General features: G+C 35.6%; 15 protein-coding genes. 8 read left to right on the top strand and 7 right to left on the bottom strand.

Annotated elements, in window-relative coordinates; translation table 11 throughout:
* Window positions 1–14: 14 nt before the first annotated feature.
* The 4 genes from OLM58_RS06405 to OLM58_RS06390 form a co-directional block, all read right to left on the bottom strand.
* On the bottom strand, window positions 15–881 hold the full coding sequence (locus OLM58_RS06405; RefSeq protein WP_264531641.1) for a cupin-like domain-containing protein: 867 nt from the start codon (window positions 879–881) through the stop codon (window positions 15–17).
* Window positions 882–962: 81 nt separating this feature from the next.
* Window positions 963–2051, bottom strand: a complete 1089-nt coding sequence (bioB, locus tag OLM58_RS06400; RefSeq protein WP_017497387.1) for a biotin synthase BioB — start codon at window positions 2049–2051, stop codon at window positions 963–965.
* Window positions 2052–2222: 171 nt separating this feature from the next.
* Window positions 2223–2660: a hypothetical protein gene (locus tag OLM58_RS06395; RefSeq protein ID WP_017497388.1), complete on the bottom strand. Its 438-nt coding sequence runs from the start codon at window positions 2658–2660 to the stop codon at window positions 2223–2225.
* Between the two features lie 297 nt (window positions 2661–2957).
* Window positions 2958–3887, bottom strand: a complete 930-nt coding sequence (locus tag OLM58_RS06390; protein WP_264531640.1) for a bifunctional riboflavin kinase/FAD synthetase — start codon at window positions 3885–3887, stop codon at window positions 2958–2960.
* Between the two features lie 199 nt (window positions 3888–4086).
* Here OLM58_RS06390 and OLM58_RS06385 point away from each other — a divergent pair, with 199 nt between their 5' ends.
* A complete protein-coding gene (locus tag OLM58_RS06385; RefSeq protein ID WP_264531639.1) occupies window positions 4087–6783 on the top strand; it encodes a reprolysin-like metallopeptidase in 2697 nt (898 codons plus the stop codon).
* Window positions 6784–6870: 87 nt separating this feature from the next.
* Here the strand turns inward: OLM58_RS06385 and OLM58_RS06380 are convergent, their stop codons facing one another.
* Complete coding sequence (locus OLM58_RS06380; RefSeq protein WP_264531638.1) at window positions 6871–7554, bottom strand: ComF family protein; 684 nt, start codon at window positions 7552–7554, stop codon at window positions 6871–6873.
* 98 nt (window positions 7555–7652) lie between these two features.
* Between OLM58_RS06380 and OLM58_RS06375 the strand changes: the two genes are divergently transcribed.
* From OLM58_RS06375 to OLM58_RS06355, 5 genes are all read left to right on the top strand, one after another.
* Window positions 7653–9194: a glycine--tRNA ligase gene (locus tag OLM58_RS06375; RefSeq protein WP_070906375.1), complete on the top strand. Its 1542-nt coding sequence runs from the start codon at window positions 7653–7655 to the stop codon at window positions 9192–9194.
* Between the two features lie 262 nt (window positions 9195–9456).
* Window positions 9457–10266 carry a LytR/AlgR family response regulator transcription factor gene (locus OLM58_RS06370; protein ID WP_264531637.1) on the top strand — a complete coding sequence of 270 codons (810 nt, stop codon included), beginning with the start codon at window positions 9457–9459 and terminating at the stop codon, window positions 10264–10266.
* Window positions 10267–10439: 173 nt separating this feature from the next.
* Window positions 10440–10688 carry a hypothetical protein gene (locus OLM58_RS06365; protein ID WP_264531636.1) on the top strand — a complete coding sequence of 83 codons (249 nt, stop codon included), beginning with the start codon at window positions 10440–10442 and terminating at the stop codon, window positions 10686–10688.
* A gap of 95 nt (window positions 10689–10783) precedes the next feature.
* On the top strand, window positions 10784–12835 hold the full coding sequence (locus tag OLM58_RS06360) for an ATP-binding protein (RefSeq protein ID WP_264531635.1): 2052 nt from the start codon (window positions 10784–10786) through the stop codon (window positions 12833–12835).
* The gene (locus OLM58_RS06355) at window positions 12832–13530 is read left to right on the top strand and encodes a response regulator transcription factor (RefSeq protein WP_264531634.1); all 699 of its coding nucleotides are present in this window, start codon (window positions 12832–12834) and stop codon (window positions 13528–13530) included. Before OLM58_RS06360 ends, OLM58_RS06355 begins: the two co-directional genes overlap by 4 nt.
* An 81-nt stretch (window positions 13531–13611) precedes the next feature.
* Here OLM58_RS06355 and thiL read toward each other — a convergent pair whose 3' ends face one another.
* The gene (gene thiL, locus OLM58_RS06350; protein WP_017497397.1) at window positions 13612–14658 is read right to left on the bottom strand and encodes a thiamine-phosphate kinase; all 1047 of its coding nucleotides are present in this window, start codon (window positions 14656–14658) and stop codon (window positions 13612–13614) included.
* A 395-nt stretch (window positions 14659–15053) separates the two neighbouring features.
* On the opposite strand from thiL, the gene OLM58_RS06345 reads away from it, so the two are divergent.
* Both OLM58_RS06345 and OLM58_RS06340 read left to right on the top strand, forming a co-directional pair.
* A complete protein-coding gene (locus tag OLM58_RS06345) occupies window positions 15054–15533 on the top strand; it encodes a DinB family protein (protein WP_264531633.1) in 480 nt (159 codons plus the stop codon).
* A gap of 50 nt (window positions 15534–15583) precedes the next feature.
* Entirely contained in the window at window positions 15584–16084 is a 501-nt protein-coding gene (locus tag OLM58_RS06340) for a DinB family protein (protein WP_264531632.1), read from the top strand.
* A 45-nt stretch (window positions 16085–16129) separates the two neighbouring features.
* Here OLM58_RS06340 and OLM58_RS06335 read toward each other — a convergent pair whose 3' ends face one another.
* Complete coding sequence (locus OLM58_RS06335; RefSeq protein ID WP_264531631.1) at window positions 16130–17086, bottom strand: helix-turn-helix transcriptional regulator; 957 nt, start codon at window positions 17084–17086, stop codon at window positions 16130–16132.
* Between the last annotated feature and the right edge of the window lie 204 nt (window positions 17087–17290).

Here is a 17290-nt window from a genome sequence, read left to right as displayed (position 1 = left end):
TTACGAGGGTAGTCTTAAATGGTTTTTTGCAGATTTTCATTGGTATTCCGTATGGCTTTTTCATTTTTATAGTCAATCCATTTTTGACCTTTGAATTTACGCATCATGATATCAAAATAGCGCATAATAAAAACATTGTAAAAGGCTTTTGACAGGTTTGTAATATTTTTAGGAAAAGCTCTCAGACTCATTGAAAATCCCGGGGTTAAATACTTCATGTAATGCCAGTATCCTTCAGGCATGTACAGCATTTCGCCATGTTTTAAATTAGTGATAAATCCCTGTGCATTTTTAAGAGCGGGGAATTTTTCATAATCGGGGTTGTCAAAATCAATGTCTTCTCTTGAAATTAACGCATGTGGTACCTTGTACATGTATTTGGATTGATCGGGAGCAAAAAGCATGCACTGTTTTTCTCCGTGAAAATGAAAATGTAAAATATTGGAATAGTCAATGTCATAATGCATGAATACCCGCGCATTTTCTCCGCCAAAAAATAGCATTGGCATTTGTTTCACCAAATTTAAACCAATATCCGGCCATAAAAAGTCTTCTTTTAATAGTGGGACTTCTTTCATCAGATTATAAAGAAAAATGCGGTAATTGGTTGGTTTTGATTCCAGAAGATGAATGTAATCACTCATTTTCATAGTCGTATGCGCTTCGTTAAAACCATCTTCGTGATTTACAGGTCTGTCATCGTATAGAGGAACGATAGTATTTCCGGCAATTTCGTTGATATAAGATAATTTCCATTTGTGATAAGCTGGCCAGTCTTCGGTCAATTCTTCAACAACAACAGGAATTTGATTTTTTACATACTGGGAAATAAAATCAGCCTTCGAGATTTTTTTTACCCTTTCGATTTGTTTTAACTTCATCTCTATTAAATAAAAAAATTGCTTATAACACATGTTATAAGCAATTTAAAAATATTTATCGAGATTTATGAACTCTTTTTCTTAAATTTTTGATTTGGCCGTAGCTTCAAGATTTCTTTCAATAGTGTGTCCCGGTCTTGACCATTTTGGTTTTTCTCCTAAAGGAACAAACTGCGAATCAGCTGCTTCAACTGTTTTGGGCTGCGAAACTTTTGTAAATGGCTTTTGCGGATTCAATCCTAACATTTCAAACATTTTCATGTCTTCATGAACATCAGGGTTTGGTGTCGTAAGCAGTTTATCACCTGCAAAAATAGAATTGGCACCTGCAAAAAAGCACATTGCCTGACCTTCACGGCTCATGTTAGTTCTTCCTGCTGATAGACGAACCTGCGTATCGGGCATTACAATTCTTGTTGTAGCAACCATACGGATCATTTCCCAGATTTCAACCGGTTTCTCTTCTTCCATAGGAGTTCCTTCAACAGCTACGAGTGCATTAATAGGCACAGATTCCGGTTGAGGGTTTAAAGTAGAAAGCGCTACAAGCATTCCGGCCCTGTCTTCGATACTTTCTCCCATTCCAATGATTCCTCCACTGCAAACTGTAACATTCGTTTTACGAACATTTTCGATAGTTTGCAAACGGTCTTCGAAACCACGGGTTGAAATAACATCTTTATAATATTCTTCAGAAGTATCTAAATTGTGGTTGTAAGCATATAAACCTGCCTCAGCCAAACGCTGCGCCTGATTTTCGGTAATCATACCTAAGGTACAGCAAACCTCCATGTCAAGTTTATTAATGGTACGAACCATCTCTAAAACCTGGTCGAATTCTTCACCATCTTTCACATTTCTCCAGGCAGCTCCCATACATACACGTGATGATCCGCTGGATTTTGCACGTAAAGCCTGTGCTTTAACCTGGCTAACACTCATTAAGTCGTTTCCTTCAACACCCGTGTTATAACGTGCAGCTTGTGGGCAATACCCACAGTCTTCCGGACAGCCTCCGGTTTTGATTGAAAGTAAAGTAGATACCTGAACTACGTTAGGATCATGTTTTTGCCTGTGAATTGTTGCTGCTTCATACAGCAAGTCCATCATAGGTTTATTATATATGGCAATTATTTCGTCTTTTGTCCAATTGTGTTTTGTAATGCTCATTGATGCAGTTTTTTGATGCTCCAAAAGTAGTTAAATAGTTCCAATCAACCAATGCCCAATCCTGTAAATGAATATTTGACAGCTATTTTCAAAAAAGAAACACTCTAAAATCATATAATTTTAATTTTTTATGATTTTAGAGTGCTATTTAGTTTGATTTATTTTGAAAAATTAATCAGCTGCATATTTGTTGTTCCAGTACAGCATCATCATCAGTGTTACGATTACTGATGAAGCGATTCCTTCAAAAAGTAAGCAGATGCAATACGTTGGTACCGAAGGATTTCCGCCAAACATAAAAGTTTCCGAAAGCGTTTTTACATAAGCATCTCCACCTCGCGCATAACTGTAAACTAACAGTCCAAATACACTTAGAGCCACACCTACTACAGAGGTAGCCATTGCCGAGACTGCATTGGATACAAAATTAGTTTCTCCTTCGTGAAGATTCATTCGCATGGTTTTATTCACGCCGTAAAATATAAAAAAGACATTTAGGGTTCGCAGATAGAATAAATGAGCTAAACCTAATACGTTCATCAATAAAAAGTAAATCCCGATTCCAAGGAAAATCAGAAAACCGTTGGTAATTTCTTTAGGTAATTTCATAATGGTTATTTTTAAAGAAGTTAATAGCAAATATTTGATAAACAGTGTTCTATGTCAAATTTACTAAAAAAATAACTACGATGATTTAAAAAGGGTAAAAAGTATGTCTGGCGACATCATCCTAAAAAAGAAACGATGAATTTTTTATGGTTACAAATGGAAGTATAAGCATTAATGCCCGGATAAGGAAGGGTGAGAAGAAATGACTTTTTTTCACCTCTTTTTACGATGTGTTTTTAACCAGTGAAAATGCCTTCTCTAAGTTTACAGTGATTTCAACTAACGAGTAAAGCTATTCTACACTTTACTTAAAAATGCGAGAGCATTTTTTTTGTCCTGATGCAATTGTTCTTTTAACAAATCGACAGAACCGAATTTTTGTTCTTCCCTCAGGTATTGTAATAAAGAAACCTCAATTTTTTTACCATAAATTTCTGCATCAAAATCAAAAAGATTCACTTCGATGGTTTGTTTTTGGCCATTAACGGTTGGATTAAAACCAATGTTCATCATTCCCGAAACTTCCTTTTGGTCGATCAAAGCTTTTACAACGTATACGCCGGCTTTCGGAATCAGTTTATATTCATCATTGATTTCGATGTTAGCCGTTGGAAAACCAATAGTTCTTCCTAACTGTTTTCCCTGAACAACTTCACCGGATAAAAAGTAGTTATAGCCCAGATAATCATTTGCCAAAGACATATTTCCTTCGTTAAGTGCTTTTCTGATTTTGGTTGAACTTACAGAAACGTCCTGAATTTCCTGAGCGGAGATTTGCTCCACTTCAAAACCGTATTCATGACCGAAAGCGATTAAATCATCAATATTAGCCGTTCTGTTTCTGCCAAAGCGATGATCATGACCAATAATTATTTTCTGAATATGAAACTGATCTACCAGAATGGAATGTACAAACTCTTCTGCGGTTAGTCTGGAGAAACTTTCGTTAAAAGGATGAATGACCAGATTTTCGATTCCGGTTGCTTCCAGAAGCTTAGACTTTTCAGTGATGGTATTTAAAAGCTTTATTTCTGATTTTTCCTGCAGTACCATTCTTGGATGAGGAAAAAAGGTAAGCACTAAACTTTCATACTTTCCGTTTTCAGTGTTTTGGGTAATGCGTTCCAGAATTTTTTTATGTCCAATATGTACACCGTCAAAAGTTCCAAGAGTTAAAATTGTTTTCTTGGTTGACTGAAAATCGTTTATAGAATGAAAGAGCTTCAAAACAAATAATTTAAGATGGTGCAAATTTATACTTTTCTATTTTAAATTTAATGCTAAGGGTAATTGAATTTTTACGCTCAAACTGTTAGTTTTTGTGAAAAATGGAGCAGTCTATAATTTAAAACTGTATAATTGTCTCTAATAAGTGGAAGATTTTGATTTAATTCGCGTAATTTTGATATACTTTTATATTTGAAATATGAAAAAAAACCTACTTTTTTTATTTTTAATTTTTTGCTGTGCTGGTGTATACGCCCAAAATGATGGTTTGTGGCAAAAAGTTGATGCTGTTTCGCTAAGCAAAAGAGGAATTACGTCTCAATCAGGACGATTGTATTATAAGCTTAATTCAGATTTTCTGAAGGCTAAACTTAGTGTCACTACTGCTAAAACGGCAAAAAACACCTCGACAGAAATTACATTTCCCAATGCCGGAGGTGCACTGGAACGTTTTTCAGTTTGGGAATCTTCTAATTTTGAGCCTGAGTTACAGGCAAAATATCCGGAAATCAGAGCTTATGAAGGACGCGGTTTAGACGACAAGACGGCGAAGATTTATTTTAGTGTAGCGCCAATTGGGGTTCAGACTATGGTACTTCGTACAGATAAACCATCAGAATATATCGAGCAAAATCAGGAAGACAAATCGTCCTATGTTTTGTTTACCAAAAACGATGCGGTTTCAAAATCTCGCTTGAGTTGTAAAACAGCAGAGGTTCCGGCAAATACAAGTACTTCACCAAATAGTTCAAAATCGGCAGCAAACAATAAAGCTTTCAAAACCTTTCGACTGGCATTGTCCTGTACAGGTGAATACACGACTTATTTTGGAGGTACAAAAGCAGGCGCATTGGCAGGGATGAATGCAACTTTGGCGAGAGTAAATGGTGTTTTTAATAAAGACCTTGCCGTAAGAGTGGTTTTAATTGCCAATAATGACGCTGTAATTTATACAAATGGACTAACAGATCCTTATTCTAATCCAGACAGAGGAACCTCCGCAGATCCTTCAGACGGCAATGATTATTGGAGCAAAGAAGTTCAAAGTACTTTAACAAGTGTGATAGGTGAGGCTAATTATGATATCGGACATCTGTTTGGAGCGTCCGGAGGAGGAGGGAATGCAGGCTGTATTGGTTGTGTTTGCGATAGTCCGACACCGTCAGATGCAATGGGGAAGGGAAGTGCCTACACATCACCGGCAGACCAGAAACCGGAAGGAGATAACTTTGATATTGATTTTGTTGCTCATGAGATGGGACATCAGTTTGGAGGATATCATACTTTTTCTTACGATGCATCAGAAAGAACAGGTTTAAATGTTGAGCCGGGAAGCGGATCAACTATAATGGGGTATGCAGGAGTGTCTAAGGGGTATGATGTTCAGAATCATTCAGACGATTATTTTGCTTACGCCAGTATTCTGCAAATCCAGAATACATTGTCCGGAAAGAATTGTCCCGTTAGTACTGCCATAGCAAATAATCCTCCGGTAGTTGATGCTGGTGCGGATTATACAATTCCTATTAGTACACCGTTTATTTTAAGTGGTAACGGTTCGGCTGTTGCTGGTGTTACCTATACCTGGGAGCAATTTGATAGTGCGTCAGGATCGTCAACTGCAAACAGTAATAGTACAGCCTATCCTGAAAAACCCAATGGGCCTTTATTTAGGTCTGTACGTCCGGGAAGTTCACTTTTTCGTTATATGCCCGACTTGAACACTGTACTTTTGAACAAGTTGACCACAACCTGGGAGTCAGTTTCTTCTGTTGCAAGAACATTGCATTTTACTCTGACTGCAAGAGATAATGGTGCATCAGGTGTCGCACAGACGAATACTGATACAATGATTGCAACGGTTGTAACTAATGTGGGGCCATTTACGGTTACTTCACAAAATACAGATGACGTTAGCTGGCCAATAGGTTCAAACCAGACGATAACATGGGCAGTGAATAATACCAATACACTACAGGGGTCCGCATCAGTAAATATCAAATTATCGACGGATGGAGGTTTGACATTTCCAATAATTTTAGCCTCAAACACACCGAATGATGGCTCGCAAACCGTTCAGATTCCAACCAGTGTAACTGCTTCAACAAATTGCAGACTTAAGATTGAACCAACAGCAAATATTTATTATGCCTTAAACAGTAAGTCGTTTGCAGTGGGGTATACTTCAACGACAACTTGTGATTCTTATAGTTTCGGGAATGCTTTTGCTATTCCTCCCGGAAATTCTTTTACTTCTAAAACAGTAAATATTCCGACATCAACCGGGACAATTTCCGATGTAAATGTTTTGGTTAATGTAACACATGATAAGCTTTCAGATTTCGAATTGCAAATAGTAAATCCGCAGGGTACAGTGGTTAATTTATACGATCGTAACAGCTGTGGCGGAATAAATTCTACTTTGGCTCTTCAGTTTGACGATGCCGGAGTTGCTTTAGATTGTTCCAAAACTACAAGTCAGATTGTTGTTCCGATTGATTTATTGAGTGTGTTTAACGGTCAGGATCCTAAAGGCACCTGGAGTTTTAGAGTTCGCGATGCAGTTTCGGGTAATTTTGGAACTATAAATTCAGCGTCATTGAATATTTGCAATAAAACGTTTGTTTTAGGAGAGATTGATATTGAAAATGTGGCGTTTACTTTATACCCGAATCCGAACAGAGGAAATTTTACCATTCAGTTTACCAGTGATTCCATCAACAGAGTACAGGTTTATGTACATGATATTCTTGGCAGGCAAGTGTATTTTAACTCTTTTGATAAAACGCCTTATTTTAATCAAAATATTCAATTAGCAGGAGCTACGGCAGGGATGTATCTGGTGACTGTAATAGAAGGAGAGCGCAGAACGGTTAAGAAAATTGTTATATACTAGAGAAAAGATAAATTTTAAAATAAAATCCAAATTTCGATAACTGTTGTTGTTGGAATTTGGATTTTTTTTTTGGATTGGAATTTTATCTTATGAATTTGCCATTGCCATACAGACAATGCTGATTTTGGCACCGGGAATTTTTTGTAAAGCTCTGGAACAAGCCTCAAGTGTAGCACCCGTAGTCAATACATCGTCAACGACTAAAAAATGTTTGTTGTGATTTTCATCCGAAAATTTGACGTCAAAGATGTTTTCGATACTCTCAGATCTTCCTAAAAGATTTTTTTTTGATTGGGTTTTTGAATATTTTTTTCGGTACAAAATGCCTGGATCAAAAGAAATTTCCAGGTTTTTAGATAAAGTGATTCCAAATGTAGTAACCTGATTGTAACCTCTTTTTTTTAGTTTTTTGGGATGCAGGGGTACCGGAATGATTGTATCAAAAGGAATTTTTAAACTTAATTCTTTTAAATCTTCGGCATACCAATTACCCAGAAAAGTTCCGATTTCTTCATGACCTTTGTATTTAAGATTATGAATGAGTTCCTGAACAATACCTTTTTTGTTGAAATACAAAAATGCCGATGCATGCTGGATGTCGATTCTTCCATAAAATTTCTTCACAGCCTCGTTTTTTGGATTCAAATGATATTGAGTAAGAGGTAATTCGTGGCGACAACGAGTACACAGAATAGTTTCACCACTAAGTAAAAGGGTGTGACATCCGACACAAACTTTAGGGAAAAAGAGGTTGATGAGGTAATTAAACACAAATAGAAAGAATTTAGTTACAAAAATAACCAAATCATTGCTTCAAACTTTATTATTTTTCTTTTTTTTAAAAGTACTTTTTATATTTTTGCATCACTATGGCAAAACAAGAAGATTTATTTAAGAATGTGGTTTCGCACGCAAAAGAGTACGGATTTATTTTTCCGTCAAGCGAAGTATACGATGGATTAAGTGCAGTGTATGATTATGCACAAAATGGCGTCGAGTTAAAAAAGAATATTCGTGAATATTGGTGGAAATCAATGGTTCAGATGAATGAAAATATTGTCGGCTTAGATGCTGCAATATTAATGCATCCAACAACCTGGAAAGCTTCGGGCCACGTTGATGCATTTAATGACCCATTAATTGATAATAAAGATTCAAAGAAAAGATACAGAGCCGATGTTTTGGTAGAAGATTATGCTGAAAAACTTAATCTGAAAGCTAAAAAAGAAATTGAAAAAGCGAGTGCTCGTTTTGGAGATGCTTTTAATGAGCAGGAATTTGTTACGACAAATGCCCGTGTAATTGAATATCTGGCTAAAGAAAAAGAAATTAGAGAGCGTTTAGGACGTTCTTTAGGAAATGGAGATTTAGAAGACGTAAAAGCTCTAATCGAAGAATTAGAAATTGCTGATCCTGAAACTGGTTCCAGAAACTGGACGGATGTAAAACAGTTCAATTTAATGTTCGGAACGAAGTTAGGAGCTTCTGCAGAGTCTGCAATGGATTTATATTTACGTCCCGAAACGGCTCAGGGTATTTTTGTGAATTTCCTTAATGTACAAAAATCGGGTCGTATGAAAGTTCCTTTCGGAATTGCTCAAACCGGTAAAGCCTTCAGAAATGAAATTGTTGCAAGACAGTTTATTTTCCGTATGCGTGAATTTGAACAAATGGAAATGCAGTTTTTTGTGCGTCCGGGTGAAGAAATGAAATGGTACGAACACTGGAAAACTACTCGTTTAAATTGGCACCTGTCTTTAGGCTTAGGAGAGCAAAACTATCGTTTTCATGACCATGAAAAGTTAGCACACTATGCAAATGCTGCTGCAGATATCGAGTTCAACTTCCCATTCGGATTTAAAGAATTAGAGGGGATTCACTCTCGTACAGATTTTGATTTAAAAGCACACGAAGAATATTCGGGTAGAAAATTACAATACTTTGACCCTGAGTTGAATGAAAACTATGTGCCATATGTAGTTGAAACTTCTGTAGGTTTAGATCGTATGTTCCTGGCTGTTTTTGCAACTTCATTACAAGAAGAAGTTTTAGAAGACGGATCAACAAGAACCGTGTTGAAATTGCCGGCTGTTTTAGCTCCAACAAAAGCTGCAGTATTGCCTTTGGTTAAAAAAGACGGACTACCTGAAATTTCGAAAAAAATCATCGAAGATTTAAAATGGGATTTCAATGTAGCATATGATGAAAAAGATGCAGTAGGTCGCCGATACAGAAGACAGGATGCACTTGGAACACCATTTTGTATTACCGTAGATCATCAAACGATCGAAGATGAAACCGTAACTATTCGTCACAGAGATACAATGAAACAAGATCGTGTTAAGATCTCTGAATTAAAAGACATTATCGAGAACGAGGTTTCAATGAAAAACTGGTTGATGAAAATGTAATATTTTATGACATTCTTATATAAAAGCCCAAATTCCTTTAAGGAGTTTGGGTTTTTTTAATGCTAAATAGTGTATTTTGGCGATTATTTTTGCATTTCATCCTTTTGTGTTAACATTTGTTTGTAATATATTAACAATGAAATAGCAGAATAATTGAAATTTGTATTTTTAATTGCGAATAAATGGCGAAACAGGAGCCTTTCAAAAGTATCGATGAAATAAAAGTTTGTCGGGGGTTCATGAAAAATCAATAAAAATAAGATTGAAAAAGTATTCGTATATTATTATTGACGATGATGTGGAAAGTATTTTGAAAACCAGAACAGTTGCAGAAGGTTTTTCAGAACTTACTTTTGCGGGATCGGCTGCGAATTATCAATCGGGATTGAATTTGGTTTTAGAGCATCGACCACACCTCATTTTGTTAGAAATAGATCCGAAAGACAGATCCAGTAATTTGTCACTTGCTTTTATCAACGAACTTTATCGGTTCTTGTCGCTTATTCCTAAAATCATAATCACAACAACAAAAAAAGAGCTTGCTTTTGATGCTATTCAGTATGGTGTTTTTGATTATATCTTAAAACCTGTTCTACGGATCGACTTGATGAAGACTATGCTGAAACTCGAAAAAGCATTTCCGACAGATGATTTTGATACCGTTGAGGAAGACAGTACGCCATTGAGTGAATTGTTTGCTGAACCAACAAAAAGTGCTGAGCAGCCCCTTGTATTATGTGTGAAATCCTATGGAGATTATCGCTACATCAATTCTGATGATATCAGTTATTTTCAGGCAGATAATAATTCGACCGATATTTATTTGAATTCAGGCGAAATGATAACCGCTTTTAAGACCTTAAAGCATTTTGAAGGTGTATTGTCGCATCCTTTCATTAGAATTCATAACAGTTACATCATCAATCAAAATTATATTGCACGAATTCATAGCGGGAACTCGACTTGTTATATCAGGAATTCCTCTAAAAAAATTCCCTTTTCAAAAACATATAAATCAAATGTTGACTTAATTATCGCTGATTTCGCTATAGGAAATTATTTAGAAGTGTAAAATTTAAACAACCACATTGATTTGCCCTTCATTGACTATCAATTGGGTACGATCTACCATAAACCTTTTTTTTCATATTATTTTTTTTAAATGTGTCCTTAGTTTTACACCATGATTCGCGCATAGTGATGATTTAAAACTAAAAACAAACAAACATTTAATACCCCTAGATCATGAAAAAGACAGCTTTAACTATCGCATTATTTTCTACAGTAATAATAGCAACTTCATTTGCAACCCCACAAAAAGTTTCTCCATCAGATTCAATTGCAAAATTCTCTGCTACTGGTATTGATGACCAGTATACAGGTAGTCGTGGAAGAAGAAAACAGGATGTTGCGAATCAATTTTTTAGTTCTAATCAATCTGAAGGATTTCGTCAGGACAGACAAGCTATAAGTGTTGTTAAGAAAATGGATTAAATTTACTCATAATAAAATAGAAAGGCTGTCAAATTCTGACAGCCTTTTTTTATGTCTTTAGTTTTAGTATTTTTGGTAAAATTCAAAAACAGACATTGAAAAAAACGTTATCTATATTACTTTTTTTATCTCTTATTCTATTGGGATGCACCGGTAAAACTCATGTAGATGAAGAAGAATCTCCTCTAATTGATAGTCTTCCTACGTTTTTATCTTTGGCAAATGATGTTGATTTAACGTATGATCTGAAACAAAAGTACAATAAGAAAGCATTTGCAATAATCATAAAACAAAAAAACGATTCTGTTAATAAAGTCAATTTGTTTAAAATAGCCAATCGTTATTATAATATGAGCGATTGGAAGTCCTATCTTCAAACGACTGAACTGATTCTGAAGAGATCAAAAGACACTAAGGATTCTGCCAATATTGCCAAGGCTTATACTTACTTAGGCGACTATTATGTATCAAAATCGGTTTCTGACAGTGCTTTTTTGAATTTTTATAATGCCGAAAAATTATATAGGGCTACTAACGATCACTATAATTTAGCCAAAACTTATTTAAGTAAAGCAGGTTTACAATACAATGAAGGCGACTTTTTTGAAAGCGAAATTGCCGTTTTTAAAGCACTACGCAGTTTAAAAGGTGTAAAAAATGCTAATGATCAGTTTTATGAATGTTATAATTTATTAGGTATCCTATACAATGATAAAGAAGAATACGGTAAGGCATTAAGTTTTCATAATAAGGCATTGTTTAATCTCAATGACAAATCTATTCCCAGGGAGCTTCAGTTAAAAGCCGCGTCATTAAATAATATTGGTTTTGTTTATATCAATATGCGCAATTACCGGGACGCCAAAAGATTTTTTGAAAAAGGCCTGAAAGAGGAAAATTTATTTAGTGAAAACACCATTTTATACGCAATGCTGCTGGATAATCTGGCATATTCTAAATTTAAATTACGAGAGTTAGATGGACTTCCGGATGATTTTTTCAGATCACTGAGAATTAGAGATAGTCTTGGATTAAAATCAGCAATGGTGTCCAGCAAGATTCATTTATCTGAATATTATGCTTTCAAAAAGGATACTTTTAAAGCAATTCAGTTCTCTAAGCAGGCTTTGCTTTTATCGCGATCGACTAATAAAATCAATAATACCCTCGAAGTATTGAAGCAAATTGCGATTGTTGATCCCGAAAATGCCTCAACTTACTCTAAGGAATATATTAAGTTGAATGATAAAATGCTGAGAGCAGAACGTAATATGGGGGAAAAATTCTCCAGGATCGAATATGAAACCAATGAAATAAAAGATCAGAACTCAAGTCTGCAGGAGAAAAACAAAACCTTAATATACATCTTTAGTATTTGTACCCTGATAGGCTTGTTTTTCTATGTGTATAAAACACAACAGGCAAAAAACAGAGAGCTGCTTTTTAAACAGCAGCAGCAGGTTGCTAATGAAGATATTTATAATTTGATGATATCGCAGCAAAATGATATTGAGCAGACTCGTATTAAAGAAAAGAAAAAAGTAGCTCAGGATTTGCATGACGGGGTATTGGGGAGAATGTTTGGTGTGAGGATCAGTCTGGATAGTTTAGATAAAGTAGATGAGGCCGAAGCAGCTCCCAAAAGAAAAAAATACCTGACAGAGCTTAAACATATTGAAGAAGATATTCGTGAGATTTCGCATGATTTAAACCGCGAGAAATCAGAATTAATTAATAATTTTATTGCGATCTTAAACAAATTGTTTGAGGATCAGAGAAGCACTTACGATTGCGAGTTAATCACTTCTTTTGATTCTAATATCAAATGGGAACTGGTCACAAATACAGTAAAAATTAATTTATACAGAATTGTTCAGGAAGCGCTTCAGAATTGTAATAAGCACGGAAAGGCAAATACAATTACGGTAGATTTTAAAAGTGAAATAGACCATTTGGTTTTGTCAATTTCTGATGATGGAATCGGGTTTAATACCAAAACAACAAGAAAAGGCATAGGTTTGCATAATATTCAATACAGAGCGACAGAATGTAAAGGCTTTGTGTTTTTAAAATCGGCGAAAGGAGAAGGAACTCTTATGATAGTTAAAATCCCAATAGATCAAAAAATAAACCTGCAGCATACATGACAATTGACCCCAATCCCCAGGCTCCTCAATTAATTAGAAAAAATATTTTAATTATTGACGATCACCCATTTATTATTGAAGGATATAAGAATGCGATAACACGTTATAATCCTAATAAGTATGAGTTTTTTATTTTGCAGGCCCACGATTGTAAATCAGGGTATGATTTAATCGAAGATGCTCAAACTCCTGAATTTGATGTTGCTTTTTTAGATATCAGCATGCCCCCATACGAAGAAAAGAATATTTTTTCGGGAGAAGATCTGGCGAAATTACTTTTGAAGAAAATGCCAAAATGCAAAATAATTCTGTTAACAATGTATACTGAATTATTGAAAATTAAAACAATCATCAGAACCATTAGTCCTAATGGTTTAATTATCAAAAATGATCTCACTTTCGATGAATTGCTTTTTGCCTTTGATAAAGTAATGAAAAGTGATAAATATTACAGCCAGTCCGTTCAAAAGATACTCAATCAATCTGCTCATAATTCTATTGAAATTGATGAGTTTGACAAGCAAATTTTATTTCATTTATCAAAAGGAACTTCTTTAGCAGACATGCCACAATACATTCCAATTTCGGTTAATGAAATCGAAAAGCGCAAAGCGGGTCTTAAAGAACTGCTTAAAGTGAGAAGCGGTTTTGATGAGGACCTGGTCAAAGAGGCGAAATGTAAAGGGCTTTTTTGAGTTTCCAGTCGCAGTTTTCAGTTTCCGGTTCTTAGACAGTATTTTACTGAAAACTGCGACTGAAAACTGCAACTAAAAAAACTACTCCGTCAGAGCATCCCAGCCACGGGCTTTCAGTGCTATTTTTGTATTGGCACGGGTTACCAGATGGACTCCTTCACTTTCATCAGCCATGTGACCAATAATAGAGAAGTTAGGGTTGCCTTTTATTTTATCAAAATCATTAATGTCGATGGTAAACAGCAATTCATAATCTTCACCGCCATTTATGGCAACTGTTGTACTGTCGATATTGAATTCTTCACAGGTCGAGATAAACTGAGGGTCCAGAGGAAGCTTGTCTTCATATAAATTACAGCCCACTTTCGATTGTTTACAAAGGTGCATAATTTCAGAAGACAATCCGTCAGAGATATCAATCATTGCTGTAGGCTTAATTTCGAGTGCGTGTAATAAAGTACGAACATCTTTTCGGGCTTCAGGTTTTAACTGACGTTCGATCAAATAGCTGTACATATCCAGATCCGGCTGGCTGTTAGGGTTCACCTGGAAAACCTGTTTTTCACGTTCCAGAACCTGTAATCCCATATAAGCGGCGCCTATGTCTCCGGTAACTACAAGTAAATCGGTTTTTTGAGCACCATTTCGGTAAACAATTTCTTCTTCGTTAGCTTCACCAATTGCGGTGATGCTAATAATTAGTCCTTTTTGCGATGAGGTAGTATCGCCACCAATAACATCTACTTTGTACTCTTTTGCAGCATGCGTAATACCTTCAAATAATTCTTCTAGGGCTTCTAGTGGGAAACGGTTAGAAACCGCCACAGAAACCGTTATTTGTGTTGGTTTTGCATTCATCGCACAAATATCGGACAGGTTAACCACAACCGATTTGTAACCTAAATGTTTTAAAGGCATATACGCCAGGTCAAAATGTACTCCCTCAATTAATAAATCGGTAGAGACCACTACTTTTTTGTCCTTAAAATCAAGCACAGCAGCATCATCGCCTATACTTTTCAGGGTAGATTCCTGGGTAACATCAAAATTTTTGGTTAAGTGGTCAATTAGGCCAAACTCGCCTAATTGTGCTATACTGGTACGTTGCGGATTTTTATCTTCGATCATTTTCTTTTAAGTTCCAAAGTTTGTAAGGGGCAAAGGTACAAAGGTTTTATCTAATTTTTTGGATTGTCGTCTGCATTACTTTTTCATGATGAAGAGCTTTACCGGAAAAATCGATTTCGTTTATTTTCGATAGGATTCTTTCCTCCTTAAAATTAGATAAATTCAAAAGGGAAGAAACGACTTCATCTGCATTTTTACTGAGTAAATTTGTGGTTTTATTGTTTAGTGTTTGTTTGTCAGTGATTTATAGTGTGGAGTATGGGTGAAATGTAATAAATTTGTGTGTTTTGCTATTGGAAAAGAAAAGATTTTTAAAATTTTATTTTCCTGCTGACAAACTGTTGTCACCGACCCTCAATACTTTTGAAGTATCAAATAATTAAAACTTTAAAACTATGAAAACATTAGCAGCCCAAGTAATTACTCCTGAAGATTTATTGATTCACTGGCAAGGACACCGTAAGCTTACACGTAACCTTATTGAAAAATTTCCAGAGAAAGATTTTTTCGAATTTTCAATCGGAGGAATGCGAACTTTCGCTCAATTGAGCGATGAACTTTTGGCGATCGCGGCTCCGGCATTAAAAGGAATCGTGAATAAAGAGATCAAGCCTTATACTGAAGCGTCTGAAAAAATGATCTTTAAAGCGCAATATCTGGAAAAATGGGATGAAGCAACAGCCGAAATTAACGAATATTGGAAACAATTGTCGATCGAAGATTTTAGTGAAACCTTTAATCTGTTTGGTCAATACGAATTTCCTATAATTCAAAATGTATTGTATTTTATTGATAACGAAGTGCATCACCGCGGACAAGGTTATGTGTATTTAAGAGCTTTAAATATCGAACCTCCATTTTTCTGGGAAAGATAATCGTAACCGGAAGTATTTAATAAATTTTATTCTAATATAAATCGAACAGTATGAGTTTTAAAAAAATTATGACCAATTATGCCGCTTATAATTTATGGGTAAATCAACAATTTGTGAATTGGCTTTCGGCAAAATCCGATGAATTGCTGCATAAAGAAGTTCTTTCAAGCTATCCAAGCATTATTAAAACGCTAAATCATATTTGGGAAACCGAAGAATACTGGTTTTCAATAATAGCCGAAATTCCACAGCCGGAAAGAAGGGAAGCTGTTGATTTAAACAAGGATGAAATATTTGAAGGTTTATTGAGTACCTCCACAAAATTAGCTGCATTTATCACATCATTATCAGACGAACAGTTATTGAAAACAATCAAAATTGAAAATCCATGGTTTCAGTGCGAACAGCCTGTAAGCGACTACTTGCTGCAGGTGGTGAATCACGGAACGTATCACCGAGGACAGATTGTAACCATTGGAAGAAATGTTGGTATTACCGATGCTTCTAACACCGATTATAATTTTTACAATGTGGTAAAAGAGAAACACTAGATTTGAAAAACTCCTAAAGATGACATTTCACCTTTAGGGGTTTTTTTATAGTAGTCTTTTGCGGTTGATTTCCAGTAATTCCAGTGTTTTGGTCTTGAGTATTTCAGGTTCCAGGATCGTAGCGTAATCTCCATACATTAGAAACCATCGCGGAAATGAGTTTTGGATATCTCGTGACATAAAAGTCATTTCTATTTTTCCATCTACTTCTTTTTCTGAAATGAATCCGTGGTACTTTTTTTCGGTACCCAGATAACGGGCGATTTTTTTGTCAATTAAAATTCGGACTTTTGTTGTTGGACAAGTTTCTGTTTTATTGATATAAGTTTCTAAAGCATCGTGTTCAATCGTAAAATTAGAATCTGTTTTTCGAATAGCCTGAATTCTGTCTGCTCTAAACTGACGATAATCCTGTCTTAAATGGCAGTATCCTAAAAAGTACCAATTGTTATTATCATGAAAAACGCCCACAGGTTCTATGTTTCGCTGAGTGGCTGTATCAGTTTCGTACGTCTTGTAGGAAAGTAAAAGCTGTTTTTTTTCTGCAATACCTTCAAAAAGGAGTGCTAAAGTATTTGGAGAATTATCATTAAACATCGGTTCGGCAGTGTTCATTATAACCCGTGATTCGATATTGGAGAGCCAGTCTTTATCGGTACTTCTTAAAACTGATTTTAGTTTATACATGGCCGATGCATAATGTGCTCCAAGAGATGGATCGGTAAATTTCTGCATGAGTTTTTCGGCAGCTATAAAACTGCTTACTTCTTCACGCGTAAACATAACGGGAGGCAATCTATAGCCGTCCATTAAAGCATAACCCACTCCGGCCTCACTGTAGATAGGAACCCCCGAAGCTTCCAGCGTTCGAATGTCTCTGTAAATTGTTCGTAAACTACAATCAAAACGATCAGCCAATTCCTGTGCTTTTACAATTTTCTTGGATTGCAATTGGATGAGGATGGCGACAATTCGGTCAAATCGTTTTGGAGTTTCGTCCATTTTTTTCTAGGTTCAAAGGTTCAGAGGTTCAAAGTTACAAAGGTTTGATGTTTAAAGAAATAAAAAGCTGTTCCAAATTGAGACAGATTGTTTTTGTTTTGCGTCTGCGATATAATGTTCTCATAAGGTTAGAGTTGAAATTCTAGTTTAATCATGTTCTAGCTGTGGGCTAAGTGAAGTCGAAGCCATTCTCGGTTCCATAAG

It is taken from the genome of Flavobacterium sp. N502540 (assembly GCF_025947365.1).
Classification (GTDB): domain Bacteria; phylum Bacteroidota; class Bacteroidia; order Flavobacteriales; family Flavobacteriaceae; genus Flavobacterium.
Note: the sequence above shows the minus strand (reverse complement) of the source record. Positions and strands in the feature narration are given on the sequence as shown.